The sequence below is a fragment of the Pseudescherichia sp. L3 genome (assembly GCF_024656065.1).
In the GTDB taxonomy this organism is placed as follows: Bacteria; Pseudomonadota; Gammaproteobacteria; order Enterobacterales; family Enterobacteriaceae; genus Pseudescherichia.
Genome location: NZ_JANKYC010000005.1, coordinates 68,702 through 91,652, shown reverse-complemented (window position 1 = coordinate 91,652; position 22,951 = coordinate 68,702). Strand labels below are relative to the sequence as shown.

The 22,951-nt window shown below is 57.3% G+C and carries 22 protein-coding genes; 14 read left to right on the top strand and 8 right to left on the bottom strand.

Annotation, left to right across the window (positions count from 1 at the left end; translation table 11 throughout):
- Positions 1–174: 174 nt before the first annotated feature.
- Positions 175–2,607, bottom strand: a complete 2,433-nt coding sequence (locus NR795_RS19855; protein ID WP_222889126.1) for a bifunctional aspartate kinase/homoserine dehydrogenase II — start codon at positions 2,605–2,607, stop codon at positions 175–177.
- Between the two features lie 2 nt (positions 2,608–2,609).
- Positions 2,610–3,770 (bottom strand): cystathionine gamma-synthase, encoded by a 1,161-nt coding sequence (gene metB / locus NR795_RS19850; protein WP_257759148.1) that lies wholly within the window; start codon positions 3,768–3,770, stop codon positions 2,610–2,612.
- Between the two features lie 275 nt (positions 3,771–4,045).
- On the opposite strand from metB, the gene metJ reads away from it, so the two are divergent.
- Positions 4,046–4,363, top strand: coding sequence for a met regulon transcriptional regulator MetJ (metJ, locus tag NR795_RS19845; RefSeq protein WP_012133855.1), 318 nt, complete (start codon positions 4,046–4,048; stop codon positions 4,361–4,363).
- Positions 4,364–4,443: 80 nt separating this feature from the next.
- Here the strand turns inward: metJ and NR795_RS19840 are convergent, their stop codons facing one another.
- The 3 genes from NR795_RS19840 to rpmE all read right to left on the bottom strand — a co-directional run bounded on the left by NR795_RS19840 (position 4,444) and on the right by rpmE (position 6,069).
- Positions 4,444–4,884, bottom strand: coding sequence for a hypothetical protein (locus NR795_RS19840; protein WP_238082137.1), 441 nt, complete (start codon positions 4,882–4,884; stop codon positions 4,444–4,446).
- Positions 4,885–4,904: 20 nt separating this feature from the next.
- On the bottom strand, positions 4,905–5,570 hold the full coding sequence (locus tag NR795_RS19835; RefSeq protein WP_257759145.1) for a hypothetical protein: 666 nt from the start codon (positions 5,568–5,570) through the stop codon (positions 4,905–4,907).
- Between the two features lie 286 nt (positions 5,571–5,856).
- Entirely contained in the window at positions 5,857–6,069 is a 213-nt protein-coding gene (rpmE, locus tag NR795_RS19830; protein ID WP_042394621.1) for a 50S ribosomal protein L31, read from the bottom strand.
- Positions 6,070–6,275: 206 nt separating this feature from the next.
- Here rpmE and priA point away from each other — a divergent pair, with 206 nt between their 5' ends.
- The 7 genes from priA to rraA all read left to right on the top strand — a co-directional run bounded on the left by priA (position 6,276) and on the right by rraA (position 14,271).
- On the top strand, positions 6,276–8,471 hold the full coding sequence (gene priA, locus NR795_RS19825) for a primosomal protein N' (protein ID WP_257759144.1): 2,196 nt from the start codon (positions 6,276–6,278) through the stop codon (positions 8,469–8,471).
- Between the two features lie 158 nt (positions 8,472–8,629).
- Positions 8,630–9,655 (top strand): DNA-binding transcriptional regulator CytR, encoded by a 1,026-nt coding sequence (gene cytR / locus NR795_RS19820; RefSeq protein WP_144818811.1) that lies wholly within the window; start codon positions 8,630–8,632, stop codon positions 9,653–9,655.
- 93 nt (positions 9,656–9,748) lie between these two features.
- The gene (gene ftsN, locus NR795_RS19815; protein WP_144818813.1) at positions 9,749–10,738 is read left to right on the top strand and encodes a cell division protein FtsN; all 990 of its coding nucleotides are present in this window, start codon (positions 9,749–9,751) and stop codon (positions 10,736–10,738) included.
- Positions 10,739–10,827: 89 nt separating this feature from the next.
- A complete protein-coding gene (gene hslV, locus NR795_RS19810; RefSeq protein WP_061706448.1) occupies positions 10,828–11,358 on the top strand; it encodes an ATP-dependent protease subunit HslV in 531 nt (176 codons plus the stop codon).
- A 9-nt stretch (positions 11,359–11,367) separates the two neighbouring features.
- Positions 11,368–12,699: an HslU--HslV peptidase ATPase subunit gene (hslU, locus tag NR795_RS19805; RefSeq protein WP_144818815.1), complete on the top strand. Its 1,332-nt coding sequence runs from the start codon at positions 11,368–11,370 to the stop codon at positions 12,697–12,699.
- Between the two features lie 67 nt (positions 12,700–12,766).
- A complete protein-coding gene (gene menA / locus NR795_RS19800; RefSeq protein ID WP_144818817.1) occupies positions 12,767–13,693 on the top strand; it encodes a 1,4-dihydroxy-2-naphthoate polyprenyltransferase in 927 nt (308 codons plus the stop codon).
- Positions 13,694–13,785: 92 nt separating this feature from the next.
- The gene (rraA, locus tag NR795_RS19795) at positions 13,786–14,271 is read left to right on the top strand and encodes a ribonuclease E activity regulator RraA (protein ID WP_042394600.1); all 486 of its coding nucleotides are present in this window, start codon (positions 13,786–13,788) and stop codon (positions 14,269–14,271) included.
- A gap of 85 nt (positions 14,272–14,356) precedes the next feature.
- Here the strand turns inward: rraA and zapB are convergent, their stop codons facing one another.
- Positions 14,357–14,602, bottom strand: a complete 246-nt coding sequence (zapB, locus tag NR795_RS19790) for a septal ring assembly protein ZapB (protein WP_103821672.1) — start codon at positions 14,600–14,602, stop codon at positions 14,357–14,359.
- Positions 14,603–14,991: 389 nt separating this feature from the next.
- Here zapB and NR795_RS19785 point away from each other — a divergent pair, with 389 nt between their 5' ends.
- The 4 genes from NR795_RS19785 to fpr all read left to right on the top strand — a co-directional run bounded on the left by NR795_RS19785 (position 14,992) and on the right by fpr (position 19,327).
- On the top strand, positions 14,992–15,840 hold the full coding sequence (locus tag NR795_RS19785) for an MIP/aquaporin family protein (RefSeq protein WP_257759142.1): 849 nt from the start codon (positions 14,992–14,994) through the stop codon (positions 15,838–15,840).
- Positions 15,841–15,860: 20 nt separating this feature from the next.
- Positions 15,861–17,369 carry a glycerol kinase GlpK gene (glpK, locus tag NR795_RS19780; RefSeq protein WP_144818821.1) on the top strand — a complete coding sequence of 503 codons (1,509 nt, stop codon included), beginning with the start codon at positions 15,861–15,863 and terminating at the stop codon, positions 17,367–17,369.
- Between the two features lie 107 nt (positions 17,370–17,476).
- Entirely contained in the window at positions 17,477–18,487 is a 1,011-nt protein-coding gene (glpX, locus tag NR795_RS19775) for a class II fructose-bisphosphatase (RefSeq protein WP_257759140.1), read from the top strand.
- 93 nt (positions 18,488–18,580) lie between these two features.
- A complete protein-coding gene (fpr, locus tag NR795_RS19770; protein WP_257759139.1) occupies positions 18,581–19,327 on the top strand; it encodes a ferredoxin--NADP(+) reductase in 747 nt (248 codons plus the stop codon).
- Positions 19,328–19,343: 16 nt separating this feature from the next.
- Here the strand turns inward: fpr and NR795_RS19765 are convergent, their stop codons facing one another.
- Entirely contained in the window at positions 19,344–19,763 is a 420-nt protein-coding gene (locus NR795_RS19765; RefSeq protein ID WP_144818827.1) for a DUF805 domain-containing protein, read from the bottom strand.
- Positions 19,764–19,873: 110 nt separating this feature from the next.
- Between NR795_RS19765 and NR795_RS19760 the strand changes: the two genes are divergently transcribed.
- On the top strand, positions 19,874–20,461 hold the full coding sequence (locus NR795_RS19760) for a YiiQ family protein (RefSeq protein ID WP_257759137.1): 588 nt from the start codon (positions 19,874–19,876) through the stop codon (positions 20,459–20,461).
- 109 nt (positions 20,462–20,570) lie between these two features.
- Positions 20,571–21,338, top strand: coding sequence for a triose-phosphate isomerase (gene tpiA, locus NR795_RS19755; protein WP_042394578.1), 768 nt, complete (start codon positions 20,571–20,573; stop codon positions 21,336–21,338).
- A 44-nt stretch (positions 21,339–21,382) separates the two neighbouring features.
- Here tpiA and NR795_RS19750 read toward each other — a convergent pair whose 3' ends face one another.
- Positions 21,383–22,855 carry an anion permease gene (locus tag NR795_RS19750; RefSeq protein WP_257759135.1) on the bottom strand — a complete coding sequence of 491 codons (1,473 nt, stop codon included), beginning with the start codon at positions 22,853–22,855 and terminating at the stop codon, positions 21,383–21,385.
- Positions 22,856–22,951 lie beyond the last annotated feature (96 nt).

The following is a 22,951-nucleotide window of genomic DNA, read 5'->3' as shown; positions in this document are numbered from 1 at the left end:
TGTTGTCGTGTGAACTTCTATACGTTTAGACGTCCAGATGCCAAAATGACGTAAAAGCAGGATAACGTCAACAGAAATATCGCGGTTATAGGTGAGGAGTATTCAGGGATGATGAAAAAAGCGCATGTCAGAGGCAGAAAGCCCCTCTCCTGGCAGAGAGGGGATAAATATTAACTACAGCAGCTGCGCCAGGCGGTTGATGTCCGACTGAATAGCGCCCGCGGTGACGTCACGCCCTGCGCCTGGGCCACGGATCACCAGCGGGTTATCGCGGTACCAGCGGCTCTCAATGGCGAAGACGTTATCGCACGGCAGCAGCGCCGCCAGCGGGTGCTCGGGACGCACCGCCTCTACGCCAACGCGCGCTTTGCCGTTGGCATCAAAGCGCGCCACGTAGCGCAGCACCAGCCCCATCTCACGCGCGGCTTCCAGACGCTGAACCATCTGCTCGTTCAGCACATCACCGTTTTCAAAGAAGTGATCCACCGAGCCCTCTTCACACCCGGCGGGTACCAGCGACTCAACGCGTACCTGATCCGGCTCGATGTTATACCCCGCCTCGCGGGCGAGGATCACCAGCTTGCGCATGACATCCTTACCGGCGAGATCCACGCGTGGATCCGGCTCGGTCAGCCCCTGCTGCCAGGCCTGATCGACCAGGTCAGTAAAGGGCACGGTGCCGTCAAACTGCAGGAACAGCCACGACAAGGTTCCAGAGAAGATGCCGCTGATAGAGAGAATTGAGTCACCGCTGTCGATGAGATCGCGTACGGTATGGTTCACCGGCAGGCCCGCGCCCACGGTGGCGTTGTAGAGCCAGCGACGGCCCGTTTTTTCGAAGGCGTCGTGGATCTGGCGATACTTGTCGCTGGTGCTCGCGCCGGCCAGCTTGTTGGCACTGATAACGTGAAAACCGTGGCTGGCAAAGTCGAGGTACTGATCGGCTAGCTGCTCACTGGCGGTGACGTCGAGCACCACCAGATCGTCATAGGGGTGCGCCCGCATCCACAGGAACAGGGAGTCCTCTTCGTGCTCCACCGCTTCGTCATTAAAGAAGGCCAGCGCGCGGCTAGCGTCCAGCCCCTCGTAGCTCAGCAGGCTGCGACGGCTGTCTACCACTCCCGCCAGCACAAATTCAAAGCCGGTGCGGGCTGAAAGCGCGCTCTGCTCGCGGGCAAACAGCTCCAGCCAGCGCGAACCGATGTTGCCTTTGCCGAACAGCACCAGGCCAATGCGCTTCTCGGCGCGGAAAAGTGACTGGTGCAGGCCCTGAATCAGGCTCTCCGTTGGGCCCACGCGCAGCACCGCCACCAGGCTGATACTGTCGTCGGACTGCCAGATAAACTCTACCGGCTGACCCTTGAGCTGCTGCCAGAAGCGGTGGCTATGGAGTGGATTACGACACACGCCCGCGCCAACCAGCGCCACCAGCGCCAGCCCCTGGCGTAAACGCAGCTCGCCCGGCAGCCCGGCTTCGTCGAGCAGCTTCAGGGCGCTGTCGACAACCTCTGAGGTATAGCAGAGCTGAAGCAGGTTGCGATCGGTATGCACGCCTACCGCCAATGGACGGAGCTGGGCGCGCTTCAGGATCAGGTCGATCTCTTTATGCGCCAGCTTGAAGTCCTGGCTCGGCGGAACCTGGAACTCAATCAGGCAGACGTCATCGTGGCTGGTGACGATGCGCGCGCCTGTCCCGGAAGCCAACACGCGCTCGATGCGCGTAGAGCCCTGTTCCGGGTTGTAGCTGCAGCGCAGCTGAAGATCGATATCGCTGCCGGAGACCGGCTGTAGCGTGCGGGCGTGCAGCACCGGCGCGGCCAGACGGGCCAGCTCGCTGGCTTCGTCGAGACGCAGCAGCGGCAGCAGGCAGGCATCTTTTACCTTACGCGGGTCGGCGCTGTAGACCCCGGCCACGTCGCTCCAGATGGTCACCCGAGAGACGCCGCCCAGGGCGCCAATCTGCGTTGCCGAGTAGTCAGAGCCGTTACGCCCCAGCAGTACGGTCTCTCCCGCATCGTTGCGGCAGATAAAACCGGTCACCACCAGCCGTTTGCCAGGGTGCTGCACCATCAGCTGTTGCAGCAGCGGATAAGAAAGCCCTTCGTTAACCTGGGGTTGGGCAGAGCGCTCGGCGCGTAAAAATTCCCGCGCGTCCAGCCAGGCGGCGTTCAGCCCCTGCAGATTAAGTACGGCGGACATCAATCGCGCGGACCAGATCTCGCCGTGGCCTACCACCTCGGCATAGACCGCATCGGTAACGCCGCTGTCGAGCAGGCCGGCGAGACGCTCCAGATCGTGAATAAATTCGCTGATTAATCCATCGGCTGTCTCAGGGGGAAGTAATCCACTGATAAGCTCGGACTGGTAGCGGCGCAGCGCCTGTTGAACCTGATGCGCAGAGAGCCTGTCGGTCTGGCTGAGCTTCAGCCAGCTGATCAACTGGTTGGTGGTGCTGCCGGCGGCCGAGACCACCATCATATCGCCAGGCTGCGAATACTCCGCCATGATACCGGCGACACGCAGGTAACACTTCACATCCGCCAGACTACTCCCACCAAACTTATGCAGTTGACGACCCTTCGTCCCTGCCTGCGCAATCACACTCATGTTTACCCCTTCGCTGCGATCCGGAATGCATTTTCCAGATCGGCAATTAAATCTTCACCATCTTCAATACCGGTCGAGATGCGTAGCAGCGTCTCGGAGATGCCGGCAGCAGCGCGCGCTTCGGCGGCCATGCCCGCGTGCGTCATGGTGGCCGCGTGGGAGATCAAACTTTCCACCCCGCCCAGCGACTCTGCCAGCGTAAACAGCGACAGGCCGCTTAAGAAACGACGCAGGGTCTGCTCATCACCGTCCAGCTCAAAGCTCAGCATCGCGCCGAAGCCTTTTTGCTGGCGGGCAGCAATCTCATGGCCCTGGTTTTCCGGCAGCGACGGGTGATAAAGCTTCTTCACCAGCGGCTGCGTCTTCAGAAACGCAACGATCGCATGGGCATTACGCTGGGCCACTTCCATACGCGGCGACAGCGTACGCAGGCCGCGCAGCAGCAGGTAGCTATCAAACGCGCTGCCGGTTACACCAATATTATTCGCCCACCATGCCAGTTCGGTGACGGTCGCTTCCTCTTTGGCAATCACCACACCCGCAACCACGTCGGAGTGACCGTTGAGGTACTTGGTGCAGGAGTGCAGCACCAGATCCGCCCCCAGCGCCAGCGGGTTTTGCAGCGCCGGGCTGAGGAAGGTGTTATCCACCACGCTCACGGCACCGGCTTCGCGGGCCAGCTGACAGATTTTCGCAATATCCACGACGCGCAACAATGGATTACTTGGACTTTCGATCAACACCAGCTTCGGTTGTTCAGCCAGCGCCGCCTTCAGAGCCTGCTCATCATTTTGATCGACAAAGAGAACGCGATAGCAGCCGCGCTTCGCCAGGCTGTCAAACAGACGGTAGCTGCCGCCGTAGCAGTCGTGCGGGGCCACCAGCAGATCGCCAGGCTTCAGGTAAACCGTGGTCACCAGGTGGATAGCGGACATGCCGGTATTGGTCAGCACGGCCCCCGCCCCACCTTCCAGCTCCGCCAGCGCACGCTGGACCACATCACGCGTCGGATTACCGCGGCGGGAGTAGTCATGCGCGCGCGGCTCGTTAAAATCGGTGAAGTTATAGGTGCTGGAGAGATGAATCGGCGGGACAACGCAGCCGTACTGCTCGTCATCATTCAATCCGCTACGCACTGCAATGGTGGCCTGTTTACGCGTCATGTGAAGGCTTCCTGGCTTAATGGATGAAAAATCAGGCCACAGAATAGCATTGTGACAATAGACGTCAATACATCTGGACATCTAAACTTCTTTGCGTATAGATTGAGCAAACCGCGAATAACCGTTAAAATTATCTGCATTAGCGCACATCCCCGGAGCCAATACTCCGTGTCACGGTGGCGTCTCTACGGTAAACTACGCGAGATTACGGCCCTGTCCCTGCGGTAAGTCGGGTTTTGGCCATTTATTAATGAGAAAGAGGATTAAGGTATCTCATGGCTGAATGGAGCGGCGAATATATCAGCCCCTACGCTGAGCACGGTAAGAAGAGTGAGCAAGTAAAAAAAATTACGGTTTCCATTCCTCTGAAGGTGTTAAAGATCCTCACCGATGAACGTACCCGTCGTCAGGTCAATAACCTGCGTCACGCCACAAACAGCGAGCTGCTGTGCGAAGCGTTCCTGCATGCGTTCACCGGCCAGCCTTTGCCGAACGATGAAGACCTGCGCAAAGAGCGCAGCGACGAAATCCCTGAAGAGGCGAAGATTATCATGCGCGAGCTGGGCATCGACCCGGACACATGGGAATACTAATGGAAAAGGGGCTGCGGCCCCTTTTTGCTGGACGTGATACGCCGGATGGCGGCTGTCGCCTTACCCGGCCTACCTGAGCGCTAATTTTGCCATGCAATCATTTCATCCAACCGCTTCAAAATATCGGCGAAATAGCTCTCGTTAATACTAAAATCACCTTTGACCTGAACACTATCAGCATGTGCTTCCGGTCGAAGCTCATATTCGATAATCACACTGTCAGTGCCAGCCATTTTTCTGATTATCATATTCAGCTGACGCCGTTCGCTGCGAAACTCAAAGGGCTTTATTTCACGTCGGGTGATGAGTGCATCATAATGAGCAGAAAACTGCTTACGCAGCGTCTGTAACTCACCTACCGTAAACTCAGTCTGGAATTGTGCGGTGAGGCCCGGAACTGAAAATTCAATAAAAGACTTAATCCAATCCCAACGATGATGCTCGGGGTCAATTTCGTTATCAATAACTCTCTCAAAAGGAGATACTGTAAAAGTAAGCTCTTCATTTTTAATATCGAACATCGATAGACTCCTATCATCATTCAAAAATACATGAAATGGGTAATCGTCCAGTCAGACTCCCTTACCACAACTTCCAGGGTGTATTTTTTATACTCAGTAGCGGCTTTTTTACGATATAGCTTGTACATCTCAATTTCGTATCTGTACAGTCCTTTAATCTTACGAGGATCGGCCATGCGCTTACCGTAGCGAATAGCTTTTTCTTGAATATACAAAGGAACATACCGACCCGGTTCCAACATGTGCCTGGCAGCCGTTTCGGTCATTTTCAAATTACGTGCTGACAAGCCAAGCTTAAATCTGGTTCGTAAAAATAAAACGGTGCTTTGGCTAAGTTTAGCTGTAATAGCGGTTTTTGTGCCAGCCTCAAATAAGGCGCTGCCAGTACGGAAAATGCGGAAGACACCAAAGGCGAGCAGCGCAATATCTGTTGGATCAATTAAGGGGGTTTCAAGCGGGGCCTCTTCAAGCCGAACAAAATGACCGTGAGTGTCATAAACTTGCCAAAGGCCAGGAGATTGGACCACAGTGTATCCAATACAAATGCCGCTTGTCTCATCTAATATTGGTTGAGCATTACGCGGTAAATGATGTGGTCGAAGCTCAAAGAACTCCCCTTGGGGTAATCTTGACTCAAAAGTGTAATACCGTCCTGGTTCATGCCTTTCTGCCGCTCCTAAAATCATTCGCATTCCCTCTTTGTATGTTAGCTCTTTTAGTGCACAGGAAGATAAAACGAGCGCTATCGGTAACTCCCTGTCCATCTGTCAGCAAACTGCAATCTGACGTACTACTCATTCTGAGTGTAATCCTGTTCACTGAAGAATTTTTTGAGGGAAAGTGCTTATGCTCATGATTAGCCAGCCAGCAAATGGGTGAACACCGAGCAGATTAAATTATGGGTAATAATGATGGGCAACATTCAGGCACAAAAAAACCGCCCGAAGGCGGTTTTTTCTAAGCAGCGGATTCTTACTTGCTGCCTGGGATGCTGAAGCGCTTGTTGAAGCGGTCAACACGGCCACCGGTAGCAACGTCACGCTGCTTGCCAGTGTAGAACGGGTGGCAAGCGCCGCACACGTCCAGGTTCAGATCGTGACCCACGGTTGAATGGGTTTTGATCACGTTACCGCAAGAACAGGTTGCAGTAATCGCAGTGTAATTCGGGTGAATACCTTTTTTCATGGGAGAAACCTCAGTTAAGGCCGCATCGCTCTTCCAGCCCTAACGCCGGACACCATGCGAGATAATTAATTTAAGCTCTGGCGGCAGAATGCAACACCAAAGGCGGCGAATCATACAGAAATTAACCGCCGTATGCAAACAGATCCGCATCTGCCTTCTTACAATGTGTATACTATCCCGCCAATTTCAAGTGCATGGATAAAAAAATGCCCGTTGCTCACGTTGCCCTACCCGTCCCGCTGCCCCGCACCTTTGACTATCTGCTGCCCGCCGATCTGTCTGCCCGTGCGGGCTGCCGCGTGCGCGTGCCGTTCGGCAAGCAGCAGCGGGTGGGCATCGTGGTCGCGGTAAGCGACGAGAGCGAGCTGCCTCTGGCCGAGCTTAAGAGCGTGGCGGAGGTGCTGGACATTGAGCCCGTGTTCTCCCCCTCGGTCTGGCGACTGCTGCTGTGGGCAGCGGAGTATTACCACCACCCGCTGGGTGACGTGCTGTTTCACGCTCTGCCCGTGCTGCTGCGCCAGGGGAAACCCGCCAGCGCCGCACCGCTCTGGTACTGGTTCGCCACTGAACAGGGCCAGGCGGTGGATATCAACAGCCTGAAGCGCTCGCCAAAGCAGCAGCAGGCGCTCTCTGCTCTGCGCCAGGGGAAGATCTGGCGACATCAGGTAGCGGATCTGGAATTTAACGATGCGGCGCTTCAGGCGCTGCGCAACAAAGGCCTGTGCGAGTTGAACAGCGAAGCGCCCGTCCCCCGCGACTGGCGCGAAGGCTACGCCGTCAGCGGCGAGCGCCTGCGGCTCAACACCGAGCAGGCCACGGCCGTGGGGGCGATTCACAGCGAGGCCAATACCTTCTCCGCCTGGCTGCTGGCGGGCGTGACCGGCTCCGGGAAGACCGAGGTCTACCTGAGCGTGCTGGAGAATATTCTGGCCCAGGGCAAGCAGGCGCTGGTGATGGTGCCGGAGATTGGCCTGACGCCGCAGACCATCGCCCGCTTCCGTGAGCGGTTTAACGCCCCGGTAGAGGTGCTCCACTCCGGGCTGAACGACAGCGAGCGCCTGAGCAGCTGGCTGAAGGCCAGGAACGGCGAGGCGGCGATTGTGATTGGTACCCGCTCGTCGCTGTTTACCCCGTTTAAAAACCTCGGCGTCATTGTGATCGACGAGGAGCATGACAGCTCCTATAAACAGCAGGAGGGGTGGCGCTACCACGCTCGCGATCTGGCGGTCTACCGCGCCCACAGCGAACAGATCCCGATTATCCTCGGCTCTGCCACGCCTGCGCTGGAGACCCTGCACAACGTACGGCAGAAGAAGTACCGCCTGCTGCGCCTCACCCGCCGGGCAGGCAACGCGCGACCGGCTAACCAGCACGTGCTCGATCTCAAGGGTCAGCAGCTGCAGGCGGGTCTCTCCCCGGCATTAATCAGCCGGATGCGCCAGCATCTGCAGGCCAATAACCAGGTGATCCTGTTTCTCAACCGTCGTGGCTTTGCTCCGGCGCTGCTGTGCCACGACTGCGGCTGGATTGCCGAGTGCCCGCGCTGCGATCACTACTACACCCTACACCAGGCCCAGCACCAGCTGCGCTGCCACCACTGTGACAGCCAGCGCCCGGTGCCGCGCCAGTGCCCCGCCTGCGGCTCCACGCATATGGTCCCGGTGGGACTGGGCACGGAGCAGCTTGAGCAGGCGCTCACGCCTCTCTTTCCTGGCGTGGCTATTTCGCGTATCGATCGTGACACCACCAGCCGCAAAGGGGCGCTGGAGCAGCATCTGGCAGAGGTGCATCGTGGCGGCGCGCGTATTCTGATCGGCACGCAGATGCTGGCGAAGGGGCATCACTTCCCGGACGTCACCCTGGTGGCACTGCTGGACGTCGACGGAGCGCTGTTCTCGGCTGACTTCCGCGCCGCCGAGCGTTTTGCCCAACTCTACACCCAGGTCTCCGGCCGTGCCGGACGCGCGGGCAAACAGGGGGAGGTGATTTTACAGACCCACCACCCTGAGCACCCGCTTCTGCAAACCCTGCTCTATAAAGGCTATGATGCTTTTGCCGAAGAGGCGCTGGCAGAGCGGCAGACGCTACAGCTGCCGCCGTGGACCAGCCACGTCATCATCCGCGCAGAGGATCATAACAACCAGCAGGCCCCGCTCTTTCTGCAGCAGCTGCGCAATCTGCTGCAGGCCAGCCCGCTGGTGGATAGCCATCTCTGGCTACTCGGCCCGGTGCCTGCCCTTGCTCCGAAACGCGGCGGTCGCTATCGCTGGCAGCTGCTGCTTCAGCACCCCTCGCGTATTCGCCTGCAGCATATCGTCAGCGGCGCGCTGGCGCTGATTAATACCCTGCCGGAGGCGCGCAAGGTGAAGTGGGTGCTGGACGTGGATCCGATTGAGGGTTAGCGAGGCCAGGGATGCGAGTCGGATCGAAAAATTCAACCTCCATCACAATTTTCCTGAAAATAGTGTAACCGTACTGATAAACGATCTGCTAAAAATGTGGGTAATGTCGCACATAAGGGATGCGCCTGCGCTTATGCCAGGCATGCGAGGAGAAAGAGTTGAAGGTTAAGAAAGAGGTTGCTGCGGCGACCATGAAAGATGTGGCCCAGAAAGCGAAAGTTTCTACGGCAACCGTGTCCAGGGCGTTGATGAACCCGGATAAAGTCTCCCAGGCGACCCGCAATCGCGTTGAGCAGGCGGCGCTGGAGGTGGGCTATTTGCCACAGGCGATGGGCCGCAACATTAAACGCAACGAATCGCGCACGCTGCTGGTCATCGTGCCGGATATCTGCGATCCCTTTTTCAGCGAAATCATTCGCGGTATTGAAGTGACCGCCGCCGAGCAGGGCTATCTGGTACTGATTGGCGACTGCGCCCACCAGAACCAGCAGGAGAAGACGTTCATCGATCTGATCATCACCAAGCAGATTGACGGTATGCTGCTGCTCGGCTCGCGCCTGCCCTTTGACGCCAGCATCGAGGAGCAGCGCAACCTGCCGCCGATGGTGATGGCCAACGAGTTCGCGCCGGAGCTGGAGCTGCCCACGGTGCACATCGATAACCTGACGGCGGCCTTTAACGCCGTTAACTACCTGCTGGAGCAGGGGCACCAGCGGATTGGCTGTATTGCCGGGCCGGAAGAGATGCCGCTGTGCCACTACCGCCTGCAGGGTTACGTCCAGGCGCTGCGCCGATCCGGCATCACCGTTGACCCGCACTATATCGCCCGCGGCAACTTCACCTACGAGGCGGGGAGCAGTGCCATGGAGCAATTGCTGGCGCTGCCGAAGCCGCCTACGGCGGTATTCTGCCACAGCGACGTCATGGCCCTTGGCGCACTCTCCTGCGCGAAACGGCAGGGTCTTAAAATTCCGCAGGATCTCTCTATTATTGGTTTCGATAATATTTCACTCGCCCAGTTCTGCGATCCGCCGCTGACGACGGTCGCCCAGCCGCGCTTTGAGATTGGCCGTGAGGCGATGCTATTGCTGTTAGATCAGCTACATGGCCAGGTAGTCAGCAGCGGATCGCGCCTGCTGGATTGCGAATTAATCGTGCGCGGGTCGACACAGGCGCTTACGTAACAGCGCCTGCTTTCGGACTTCCGCGTCTGGTCAAAGTCCCGTCGCTTAAGTAACATGACGGCCCAATAAACGAATGAATACAGCGAAACGATAGTGGCCCAACGAGATTATGTACGCCGCAGCCAATCGGCTCCTTCGCGGCGAAAAACGAGCACCTCAAGGAAGAAGCAACGTAATACGCCTGCTGTCTCGCCTGCTATGGTGGCGATTGCAGCCGCCGTGCTGGTGGCCTTTCTCGGTGGCCTTTACTTTATTACCCATCATAAAAAAGAGGAGTCCGAGACCCTGCAGAGCCAGAAGGTCACGGGCAACGGGCTACCGCCGAAGCCGGAAGAGCGCTGGCGTTATATTAAAGAGCTGGAGAGCCGTCAGCCGGGCGTACGTGCGCCAACCGAACCGTCAGCGGGCGGGGAAGTGATGAACCCGGATCAGCTGACCAACGAGCAGCGTCAGCTGTTAGAGCAGATGCAGGCCGATATGCGCCAGCAGCCTACCCAGCTTAACGAAGTGCCGTGGAACGAGCAGACGCCTGCTCAACGCCAGCAGACTCTGCAGCGCCAGCGTCAGGTGCAGCAGTTGCAACAGCAGCAAACTCAGCAGCAGACCCAGCAGCAATGGGCCGCCGCTGCGCCAAAAACCCAGCCGCGCCTGACGGAGCAGCCGCAGACTCGCACGGTGCAGAGCGCGCAGGCACCACGCCAGACGCAGCAGCCGAAGCCCGCAGCAAACAGCCAGCCGTATCAGGATCTGCTGCAAACGCCGGCGCATACCGCTGCCGCCGCGCCGAAAACGCAGCAGGCTGCCCCGATCACCCGTGAGCCGGAAGCGGCGAAGCCTGCCGCTGAGAAAAAAGATGAGCGTCGCTGGATGGTGCAGTGCGGTTCGTTTAAAGGCGCAGAGCAGGCGGAGACCGTCCGCGCCCAGCTGGCGTTTGAAGGCTTTGACTCACGGATCACCACCAACAACGGCTGGAATCGCGTGGTAATTGGCCCGGTCAAAGGCAAAGATAACGCCGATGGTACTATCAACCGCCTGAAGCTGGCTGGTCACGCAAACTGCATTCGTCTCGCCTCCGGGGGTTGAAACCCCCAAAATCTCCCCCATCTATAATTGCATTCTGCCCCGTACACCGTGCGGGGCGACTCATCTGATTGCAACAAAGGGGTCTGCTCGTGACAACAATTGTAAGTGTTCGCCGTAACGGCCAGGTCGTGATTGCCGGTGATGGCCAGGCCACGCTGGGCAATACCGTAATGAAAGGCAACGTCAAAAAAGTGCGTCGCCTGTATAACGACAAAGTGATCGCCGGTTTTGCAGGCGGTACCGCAGATGCCTTCACGCTGTTCGAACTGTTTGAGCGCAAGCTGGAGATGCACCAGGGCCACCTGGTAAAAGCCGCCGTTGAGCTGGCCAAAGACTGGCGTACCGATCGTATGCTGCGCAAGCTCGAAGCGCTGCTGGCGGTGGCGGATGAAAACGCCTCGCTGATTATCACCGGTAACGGCGACGTTGTGCAGCCAGAAAACGACCTGATTGCTATCGGCTCTGGTGGCCCGTACGCCCAGGCCGCCGCCCGCGCCCTGTTAGAAAACACCGACATGAACGCGCGCGACATTGCGGTGAAGGCGTTGGATATTGCAGGTGATATCTGCATTTATACCAACCATAACCACACCATCGAAGAATTAAACTCTAAAGCGTAAGGATCTCCCATGTCTGAAATGACCCCACGCGAAATTGTCAGCGAACTGAACAAACACATTATCGGTCAGGACAATGCCAAGCGCTCTGTTGCTATTGCCCTGCGTAACCGCTGGCGTCGTATGCAGCTCGACGAAGAGCTGCGCCACGAAGTGACGCCGAAAAACATTCTGATGATCGGTCCAACCGGCGTCGGTAAAACCGAAATCGCCCGTCGTCTGGCGAAGCTGGCCAATGCGCCCTTCATCAAAGTAGAAGCGACTAAATTCACCGAAGTGGGCTACGTCGGTAAAGAAGTTGACTCGATTATCCGCGATCTGACCGATGCCGCCGTGAAAATGGTGCGTATGCAGTCGATCGAGAAAAACCGCTACCGTGCGGAAGAGATGGCGGAAGAGCGCATTCTCGACGTGCTGATCCCACCGGCGAAAGATAACTGGGGCCAGGCTGAACAGTCCCAGGAGCCCTCTGCCGCCCGCCAGGCGTTTCGCAAAAAGCTGCGTGAAGGCCAGCTGGATGACAAAGAGGTAGAGATCAACCTCGCCGCTGCGCCGATGGGCGTAGAGATCATGGCACCTCCAGGCATGGAAGAGATGACCAGCCAGCTGCAGTCGATGTTCCAGAACCTGGGCGGTCAGAAGCAGAAGCCGCGCAAGCTGAAGATCAAAGACGCCATGAAGCTGCTGATCGAAGAGGAAGCGGCCAAGCTGGTGAACCCGGAAGAGCTGAAGCAGGACGCCATCGACGCCGTTGAGCAGCATGGTATCGTGTTTATCGATGAGATCGATAAAATCTGTAAGCGCGGTGAATCCTCTGGCCCGGACGTTTCCCGTGAGGGTGTTCAGCGCGACCTGCTGCCGCTGGTAGAAGGCTGCACCGTCTCCACCAAGCACGGCATGGTGAAAACTGACCACATCCTGTTTATCGCCTCCGGCGCATTCCAGGTGGCGAAGCCGTCGGATCTGATCCCTGAGCTGCAGGGTCGTCTGCCGATCCGCGTTGAGCTGCAGCCGCTGACCACGGAAGATTTTGAGCGCATTCTGACCGAGCCAAATGCTTCCGTCACCGTACAGTACAAGGCGCTGATGGCTACCGAGGGCGTAAACATCGACTTTACCGATGACGGTATCAAACGCATTGCCCAGGCCGCATGGCAGGTGAACGAGACCACCGAAAACATCGGTGCGCGTCGTCTGCACACCGTTCTGGAGCGTCTGATGGAGGATATCTCCTATGACGCCAGCGATCTGAACGGTGAATCGGTGACAATCGACGCCGCTTATGTGAGCAAGCACCTGGATGAGCTAGTAGCAGATGAAGATTTGAGCCGTTTTATCTTATAATCGCGCTCAGCACGTTTTCATTACTGTTGATGGGGCTATATAGCCCCATTTTTATTGGCTGAATCCTATGACTGAATATACCCTGACGCGTACCCAGGCCTGGCTGGAAAGCCTGCGTCCAAAGACCCTTCCCCTTGCGTTTGCCGCGATTGTGGTGGGCACCGCGCTTGCCTGGTGGCAGGGCCATTTTGATCTGCGAGTCGCGGTGCTGGCGCTCACCACCGCCGGGCTGCTGCAAATCCTCTCTAACCTGGCTAACGACTACGGCGACGCGGTGAAGGGCAGCGACAAACCGGACCGTATCGGGCCGCTACGTGGCATGCAGAAAGGGGCTATCAGCCTGGCGCAGATGAAACGCGCCCTGCTGGTTACCGTCGCCCTCAGCTGCCTCTCTGGATTGACGCTGGTGCTGGTTGCGTATCAAACGGTCGGGGATTTTATCGGCTTCATGATACTGGGCGGATTATCGATCGTCGCCGCTATTACCTACACCATTGGCCGCCGCCCGTATGGCTATCTCGGCCTGGGGGATATTTCGGTGCTGCTCTTTTTTGGCTGGCTCAGCGTGATGGGCAGCGGCTATCTCCAGACGCATACCCTGATCCCGGCGATGTTCTTACCGGCTACCGCCTGCGGCCTGCTGGCAACGGCGGTGCTAAACGTCAACAACCTGCGGGATATCGACAGCGATCGCGCCAACGGTAAAAACACGCTGGTGGTGCGCCTGGGGCCGGTAAACGCCCGCCGCTATCACGCCTGTCTGCTGCTGGGCGCGCTGCTCTGCTTTGGGCTGTTCAATCTGCTCTATCTGCATAGCCTGTGGGGCTGGCTGTTCATTCTGGCCGCTCCGCTGCTGGTGCGTCAGGCGCGCTTTATCCTGCGTGAGCAGGATCCCGCTGCCATGCCGCCGATGCTGGAACGCACTGTAAAAGGCACGCTTTTGACTAACCTGCTGTTTGTCGTCGGGATTGTGCTCAGCAAGACGCTGCTTTAGCTGACAAATATCAATTAACAATTGATGATTTTGCCAACAATGCATTATGCGCGATATACTGACAGTTCTCGCAGCAACTAAACGTAAATCCTATGAAATACGATACTTCCGAGCTTTGTGACATCTACCAGGAAGATGTCAACGTCGTGGAACCGCTGTTCTCCAACTTTGGTGGGCGGTCTTCGTTTGGCGGACAGATCATCACGGTGAAATGTTTCGAGGATAACGGGTTGCTTTACGATCTGCTCGAACAGAATGGCCGTGGTCGTGTCCTGCTGATTGATGGCGGTGGTTCCGTTCGTCGCGCACTGATTGATGCCGAGCTGGCACGCCTTGCCGCCCAGAATGAGTGGGAAGGGCTGGTGGTCTACGGCGCGGTGCGCCAGGTGGACGATCTTGAAGAGCTGGACATCGGTATCCAGGCGATTGCCGCGATCCCGGTGGGTGCCGCAGGTGATGGCATTGGCGAAAGCGATATCCGCGTGAACTTTGGCGGCGTCACCTTCTTCTCCGGCGACCACCTCTATGCCGATAACACCGGCATTATCCTCTCTGAAGATCCGCTCGATATTGAGTAATAAAAAGCCGGGTGGCGCTTCGCTTACCCGGCCTACGTACTCTGTAGGCCCGGCAAGCTGTGCGCCGCCGGGCATTTCGAAACAGTTATACTTCTTCCATTCGACCTAAGAGCGCTTGCAGGCGATCCTGCCAGCCGTTCTGCTGTTCGCGCAGCTGATGATTTTCACGCTCCAGCTCTTCGCGATGGTGGTGCGCATTCTGCACTTCCTGCGACAGGCCGTTGTTTTTTTCTTTCAGCTCTTCGATTTCCATCTGCAGTAACGTGATGGTGTCAATCGCCTGCTGTACTTTTGCTTCCAGTTTCTCAAACACTTCTAATGACATGGTCATACCTCTCCTGAATTGCAAGGCGACGCTTTAATGTAAACGCGCACAACATAGCCCCGATTGTATGAAGCCCCGTCGCCCCTGTCCAGCGCCAGGGCGCGTAGTTTGCGGTTTGCAACACTTTTCATCCTTCGCCTGGTTTACACCCTGCCGTGCCGTATGATTTGTTAATCGATTCGTTAATGAAATGATTCAGCCTCAAATCATCTTCCGGAGCAAATATGAGCTCCATAGCGCGAAAACGCTCATTTTGTTGACGCAGCACACACATTTTAATTTCGATATTTCTCGTTTTTGCTCGTTAACGATAAATTAACACTGTGTCTACAGACATCATGGTTGTCTCTGCTCGCCATGATAACAATAACCATTACACACTTCAGGATCCGATTATGAGTCAAACATCGACCTTAAAAGGCCAGTGCATCGCCGAGTTCCTCGGTACCGGGTTGTTGATTTTCTTCGGGGTTGGCTGTGTTGCGGCGCTGAAGGTGGCGGGTGCCTCCTTCGGCCAGTGGGAGATCAGTATTATCTGGGGTCTGGGCGTGGCGATGGCCATCTACCTGACCGCCGGGGTCTCCGGTGCGCATCTTAATCCGGCAGTAACCATTGCGCTGTGGCTGTTCGCCTGCTTCGACGGGCGCAAAGTCGCGCCGTTTATCGCCTCGCAGTTTGCAGGCGCGTTTTGTGCCGCCGCGCTGGTCTACGGCCTCTACTACAACCTGTTTTATGATTTTGAACAGACCCACCACATGGTACGCGGCAGCGTTGAAAGCCTGGATCTTGCCGGGATATTTTCAACCTACCCCAACCCACACATCAATTTTGTGCAGGCCTTCGCGGTTGAAATGGTGATTACCGCTATCCTGATGGGCGTGATCATGGCGCTCGGCGATGATGGCAACGGTATTCCACGCGGCCCGCTGGCTCCGCTGCTCATTGGCCTGCTGATCGCGGTAATTGGCGCCTCGATGGGGCCGTTGACCGGTTTTGCGATGAACCCGGCGCGTGATATTGGGCCAAAAGCCTTCGCCTGGCTTGCAGGCTGGGGCGACATCGCCTTTACCGGCGGTAAGGATATCCCCTACTTCCTGGTGCCGCTGTTCGGGCCGGTAGCAGGTGCAGCGCTCGGCGCGTTTGGTTATCGTAAGTTGATTGGCCGCCATCTGCCCTGCGACACCTGCGAGGAAGAGGTGAAAGAGCCAGCTGCCACTGCCGCACAACACAAAGCGTCGCTGTAATGTGACTACGGGAAAAAAAGATGACTGAGAAAAAATATATCGTTGCGCTGGACCAGGGTACAACCAGCTCTCGCGCCGTGGTAATGGATCACGACGCCAATATCATCAGCGTTTCACAGCGCGAATTCGAACAAATCTACCCTAAACCAGGCTGGGTTGAGCACGATCCGATGGAGATCTGGGCCAGCCAAAGCTCAACGCTGGTAGAAGTGTTAGCGAAAGCCGACATCAGCTCCGATCAGATTGCCGCTATCGGCATTACCAACCAGCGTGAAACCGTGGTGATCTGGGATAAAGAGACCGGTAAGCCCATTCACAATGCCATCGTCTGGCAGTGCCGTCGCACCGCCGACATCTGCGAGCATCTGAAGCGCGACGGCCTGGAAGACTATATCCGCGCCACCACCGGCCTTGTCATCGACCCCTACTTCTCCGGTACTAAGGTGAAGTGGATCCTCGACCATGTAGACGGCTCCCGTGAACGCGCTAAGCGCGGCGAACTGCTGTTCGGCACCGTCGACAGCTGGCTGATCTGGAAGATGACCCAGGGACGCGTTCACGTCACCGACTACACCAACGCCTCCCGTACCATGCTGTTTAACATCCACACCCTGGAGTGGGATGACAAAATGCTGGAGGTGCTGGATATTCCGCGCGCCATGCTGCCAGAGGTGCGTAAATCCTCCGAGGTTTACGGTCAGACCAACATCGGCGGCAAGGGCGGCACGCGTATTCCTATCGCCGGGATCGCCGGTGACCAGCAGGCGGCGCTCTTTGGTCAGCTCTGCGTCAAGCAGGGGATGGCGAAGAACACCTACGGCACCGGCTGCTTTATGCTGATGAACACCGGCGAGAAGGCGGTAGCCTCCGAGCACGGCCTGCTGACCACCATCGCCTGCGGCCCGCGTGGCGAGGTGAACTACGCCCTGGAAGGCGCGGTATTTATGGCGGGCGCATCCATTCAGTGGCTGCGCGACGAGATGAAGCTGATCAGCGACGCGTTCGACTCGGAATACTTTGCCACCAAGGTGAAAGATACCAACGGCGTGTACGTGGTGCCGGCCTTTACCGGCCTCGGCGCGCCCTACTGGGATCCCTATGCCCGCGGTGCAATCTTCGGCCTGACCCGTGGCGTCAACTCGAACCACATCATCCGCGCGACGCTGGAATCCATTGCCTATCAGACCCGCGACGTGCTGGAGGCCATGCAGGCCGACTCCGGCATTCGTCTGCACGCCCTGCGTGTGGACGGTGGTGCGGTAGCCAATAACTTCCTGATGCAGTTCCAGTCCGATATCCTCGGCACCCGCGTTGAGCGTCCGGAAGTTCGCGAAGTTACGGCCCTGGGCGCCGCTTACCTTGCAGGCCTGGCGGTCGGTTTCTGGCAGAACCTCGACGAGCTGCAGGAGAAAGCGGTTATCGAGCGCGAGTTCCGGCCGGGTATCGAAACCACCGAGCGTAACTACCGCTACAGCGGCTGGAAAAAAGCCGTGAAACGCGCCATGGCGTGGGAAGAACACGACGAGTAATCATCACCCCGCTCCCCTCTCCGTCCGGAGAGGGGGCATACCGCCTCTCTCTCTGTGTTAAACTTTGCACAATTTCTTTAATGACGTTCTTAAATGACGAGTGTGCAATGAAACGAGAGCTTGCGATTGAATTTTCCCGCGTGACGGAAGCGGCCGCGCTGGCCGGTTACAAATGGCTGGGCCGGGGCGATAAAAACGTTGCCGACGGCGCAGCGGTTAACGCCATGCGCATTGTGCTCAATCAGGTCAACATTGACGGGACCATCGTGATTGGCGAGGGTGAGATCGATGAAGCACCGATGCTCTATATCGGCGAGCGCGTCGGTACCGGCCAGGGCGATGCGGTAGATATTGCCGTCGACCCTATCGAAGGCACCCGCATGACAGCGATGGGCCAGGCCAACGCGCTGGCAGTGCTGGCCGTGGGCGACAAGGGCAGCTTCCTGAATGCGCCAGATATGTATATGGAGAAGCTGATTGTTGGTCCTGGCGCAAAGGGCGCTATCGATCTTAACCTACCCCTGGAAGAGAACCTGCGTAACGTGGCCGCCGCGCTCGATAAGCCCCTCGACGAGCTGACCGTGACCATCCTGGCGAAGCCGCGCCACGATGCGGTCATCGCCCAGATGCAGCAGCTCGGCGTGCGCGTGTTTGCCATTCCCGACGGCGACGTGGCCGCCTCCATTCTGACCTGCATGCCAGACAGCGAAGTGGACGTGCTCTACGGCATCGGCGGTGCGCCAGAGGGCGTGGTCTCTGCCGCCGCCATCCGCGCGCTGGACGGTGATATGCAGGGCCGCCTGCTGGCACGTCATCACGTGAAGGGCGATAGCGAAGAGAATCGCCGCATCGGCGAGCAAGAGCTGGCGCGCTGTAAAGAGATGGGTATTGACGCAGACAGCGTGCTGCAGCTGGATGATATGGCCCGCAACGATAACGTGATTTTTTCTGCCACCGGCATCACCAAGGGCGATCTGCTCGACGGCATTAGCCGCAAGGGCAATATGGCCACTACCGAAACCCTGCTGATCCGCGGTAAATCTCGCACTATCCGCCGGATCCAGTCCATTCATTACCTCGATCGCAAAGATACGGACGTACAGCGCCACATTCTTTAAGGTCATTTGATCAATCGAGCTTTCCGGCCCGCTCGGGCTGGAAAAGTTCGCTTTAAGCGACGAAGATAAGGTTATACAGAACAGGAGACGATCATGGCGGATTGGGTTACAGGAAAAGTTACGAAGGTTGAATTCTGGACCGACGCGCTCTTTAGTCTCACCGTTCATGCTCCCATCCACCCCTTCAAGGCGGGCCAGTTTGCCAAGCTGGGTCTGGAGATTGACGGCGAGCGCGTCCAGCGCGCCTACTCCTACGTTAACGCCCCCAGCGATCCTAATCTGGAGTTTTACCTGGTCACCGTACCGGACGGCAAGCTCAGTCCGCGCCTTGCGGCGCTAAAGCCGGGTGATGAGGTGCTGATCGTGAGCGAGGCCGCAGGGTTTTTTGTACTTGAGGAGATCCCTGAGTGTGACACCCTGTGGATGCTGGCAACCGGGACGGCCATCGGCCCCTATCTGTCGATTTTGCAGGAAGGAAAAGACCTGGAGCGCTTTAAAAACCTGGTGCTGGTCCATGCCGCGCGCTATGCCGAGGATCTCAGCTATCTGCCGCTGATGCTGGAGCTGCAAAAGCGCTATGAGGGTAAACTGCGGATCCAGACGGTCGTCAGTCGCGAAACGGTAGCGGGCTCACTGCACGGGCGCGTACCGGCGTTGATTGAGAGCGGAGAGTTAGAGCACGCCGTCGGGCTGACAATGCGCGCGGAAGATAGCCATGTGATGCTGTGTGGCAATCCGCAGATGGTACGTGATACTCAGCAGCTGCTGAAAGAGACCCGGCAGATGGCCAAACACCTGCGCCGCCGTCCGGGCCATATGACCGCTGAGCACTATTGGTAATTAACGAACCGGGTAATTAACGGAACTTAACGTCCAGCGCCGTTTTACCAAACTTGTTTTCGCCCGGCGTGCCGAGAAACGCGCCGAGGTCCACCAGCAGCATGACCATAATCAGCGTCGGGATAAAGCGCCCCACCGCCCACGTCCAGACGCCGCCTAGCACGTCCCAGCGCCCGGCCAGCAGCACCCACGCCAGCACCAGCAGCAAGGCCCAGTAGCCAGACTTACCGCGATCGTGCAGCCGTTTTACCACCACGCAGGTGGTGGGCCAGAGCAGGCTGACCAGCGCAAAGGCTGCCAGCTGCAGATCCACCAGCCCGCTTCCCGCCAGCGAAAAGAGTGCCACCATCGACAGCGCCCAGAGCGCTATCCAGATCCAGAAGTCACGACGTCCAATACGTCCTTTAAATGAGAATAACCACTGCTGTATGGTCATGTAAGGTTCCTTATAATCGTAGTGCTGCGTAGTTTACCTTAGTCGGGTCAGCTTTTGACAAGCCAGACGGTTATCGTTTTAATCGGGATAGCTAAACAGAGGGAGAGATCATGAAAAGATGGAGCATATTGCTGGCATGGCTGGCGTGTTGCCTGCCTGCACTGGCGGTAGAGGTTCCCCTGGCGGCCACGGCCCCCTATCTGCTGGCGGGTGCGCCAACCTTCGATCAATCTATTAGTCAGTTCCGGGAGAAGTTCAACGCCGATAATCCTGGGCTGGCGCTCAACGAGTTTCGCGCCATCGAATCGCACAACGATCGGGCGAACCTGACGCGGGCCGCCAGCAAAATCAACGAGTCGCTCTACGCCTCTACGGCTCTTGAGCGCGGTACGCTGAAGATCAAGTCGATGCAGATTACCTGGCTTCCTGTTCAGGGGCCGGAGCTGAAAGCGTCGAAAGCCAAAGCGCAGGAGTATATGGCGGCGGTATTACGCGCCTTTTCACCCCAGTTGAGCAAAGCCAATAGCCTGCAAAAACTGCAGAAACTGCTGAACAGAGGCAAAGGCAAAGCCTGGTATGCCGAGACCGAGGGTGCGTTGCGCTATGTTGCAGCAGATAACGGTGAAAAAGGGCTGACCTTCGCTGTTGAACCGATTAAGCTGACGCTATCTGATAGTGCTGAAGGTAACAATAAATGATAAAAAGCAAAGCCTTTGCAGGGATGAATCTCTATACTGTTTGACAACCATGCTGCCTGCAAACGGCAGCCATATTCCTTGATTCGCTGACAAAGCGTGGAGAATAAAAATGCGACATCCTTTAGTGATGGGTAACTGGAAACTGAACGGCAGCCGCCACATGGTAAACGAGCTGGTAGCTAACCTGCGTAAAGAGCTGGCTGGCGTCACCGGCTGCGGCGTGGCCATCGCGCCGCCGGCAATGTATCTGGACCTGGCAAAACAGGCCGCAGCGGGCAGCCACATTATCCTCGGCGCGCAGAACGTTGACGTGAACCTCTCCGGTGCCTTCACCGGTGAAACCTCCGCTGAGATGCTGAAAGACGTGGGCGCGCAGTACATCATTATCGGTCACTCTGAGCGTCGCACCTACCACGCCGAGTCTGACGAGCTGATCGCGAAAAAATTCGCCGTACTGAAAGAGCAGGGTCTGATCCCGGTTCTGTGCATCGGTGAAACCGAAGAAGAGAACGAAGCGGGTAAAACCGAAGAAGTGTGCGCGCGTCAGATTGACGCCGTGCTGAAAACCCAGGGCGCAGCAGCGTTCGAAGGCGTAGTGATTGCCTACGAACCGGTATGGGCTATCGGTACCGGCAAATCAGCGACCCCGGCGCAGGCGCAGGCGGTGCATAAGTTTATCCGTGACCACATTGCAAAAGCTGACGCGAAAGTGGCTGAGCAGGTGATCATTCAGTACGGCGGCTCGGTTAACGCCTCTAATGCGGCTGAACTGTTCACCCAGCCGGATATCGACGGCGCGCTGGTTGGCGGTGCTTCCCTGAAAGCTGATGCGTTTGCAGTGATTGTGAAAGCAGCGGAAGCGGCTAAGCAGGCGTAATGCTGTTATGACGGGGGCCTCCCCCGTCATACTCTCTTCTCGCATTACCAGTATCCCAGCCAGTGCCACCAGAAGGCACCCATAACCCCCCAAATCAGCAGATTAACGATACTCATCACCAGCCCCGCTTTCCACCACTCCGCAAGCGTAACGTAGCCGGAACCAAAAATAATGGGTGCCGTTCCCGTCCCATAGTGCGTCAGCGACATCATTAGCGACGAAGAAAAACCGAGCATCAGCCCAAGCAGCGCGGGCGGCGCCCCCAAACCCAGCCCCGCCGCGAAGAACGCAGCAAACATGGCGGTAATATGGGCAGTGGTGCTGGCGAAAAAGTAGTGCGCATAGACGTAGAGCAGAACCAACAGCAGCGTCGCGATGCTCCAGTGCAGGCCTAACTGACTGATAACGCTGCCGACGCTGGTTGCCAGCCAGCTCACCAGACCCAGCTTGTTCAGGAAATCCGCCATCATGACCAGCGCCGCGAACCAGACGATAGTATCCCAGGCACCGCGGCACTTAAGAATATCTTCCCAGCTGAGTACCCCAGTAAGTAACAGAATTGACAGGCCGATTAACGCTGCGCTGGTTGGGTTAACGGCCCAGCCTCCCCCCATTACCATCTCTGGCACCCCGGCCCACAGGCAGAGCAGTAAAATGAAAACCGTCAGGGTAATCTTCTCGGCAAGAGATAAGGGACCCAGCGCATCCAGCCGTTGCCGGGCAAAACGTGGCGCATCCGGCGTACGCGTAATCGCGGGTGGATAGAGCCACCAGATAACAACCGGCATGACAACCAGCGAGACTGCCGCCGGAAGCAAAGCGGCAACGGCCCACATTCCCCAGGTCATCGTTAGTACGCCATCGCTGCCTTTGGTCAAAAAGCTGACAATCAGCGGATTTGGCGCGGTCGCGGTGATAAACATGGCAGAGCTGATAGGGTTAATATTGTAATTCACCAGGGCCAGGTAGCGCCCCGTTGAGCCGTTTTCGCGGCTGCCAGGCTGCGAGCCAAGGCTTTCTGCAATCGCTCGCATAATAGGGTGGATAATGCCGCCGCCGCGTGCGGTATTGCTTGGCGTCACCGGTGCAATCAGCGTTTCCGCCAGGGTTAAGGCCCAGGCGATGCCGAGAGTCCGCTTGCCGAACAGGGCAATAAATCCGTAGCCAATACGCGCTCCCAGCCCGGTTTTAAGCAAACTTTGCGAGAGCATAATCGACAGCCCAATCAGCCAGATCAGCTGATTGGAGAAGCCGCTCAGCGCATCGTTAAGCGCCGCAGAAGGCTTACCGGGATGAGTGACGCCGGTCATTGCCACCAGCATAATCGCCACTATCGCAATCGCGCCAATAGGCATGGCTTTACCGATGATCGCCGCGATAGTGCCGATAAACAGCGCCAGCAGCTGCCACGCCTCAGGCGTCACATCGGCAGGGACGGGGATAATAAACGAGATGGTCAGAGTGATAGCAATAGCAATGATGGCGGGCCAACATCGTACAGGGGTTAATCTGTCCATAAATCCATCCTTGAATGTTCAGCGCGCTGATGCGCGCCGTGGTATTAACCAGCATCATCAAGGATAAATCCCTCTATCACCTCACAAAAATAAAGG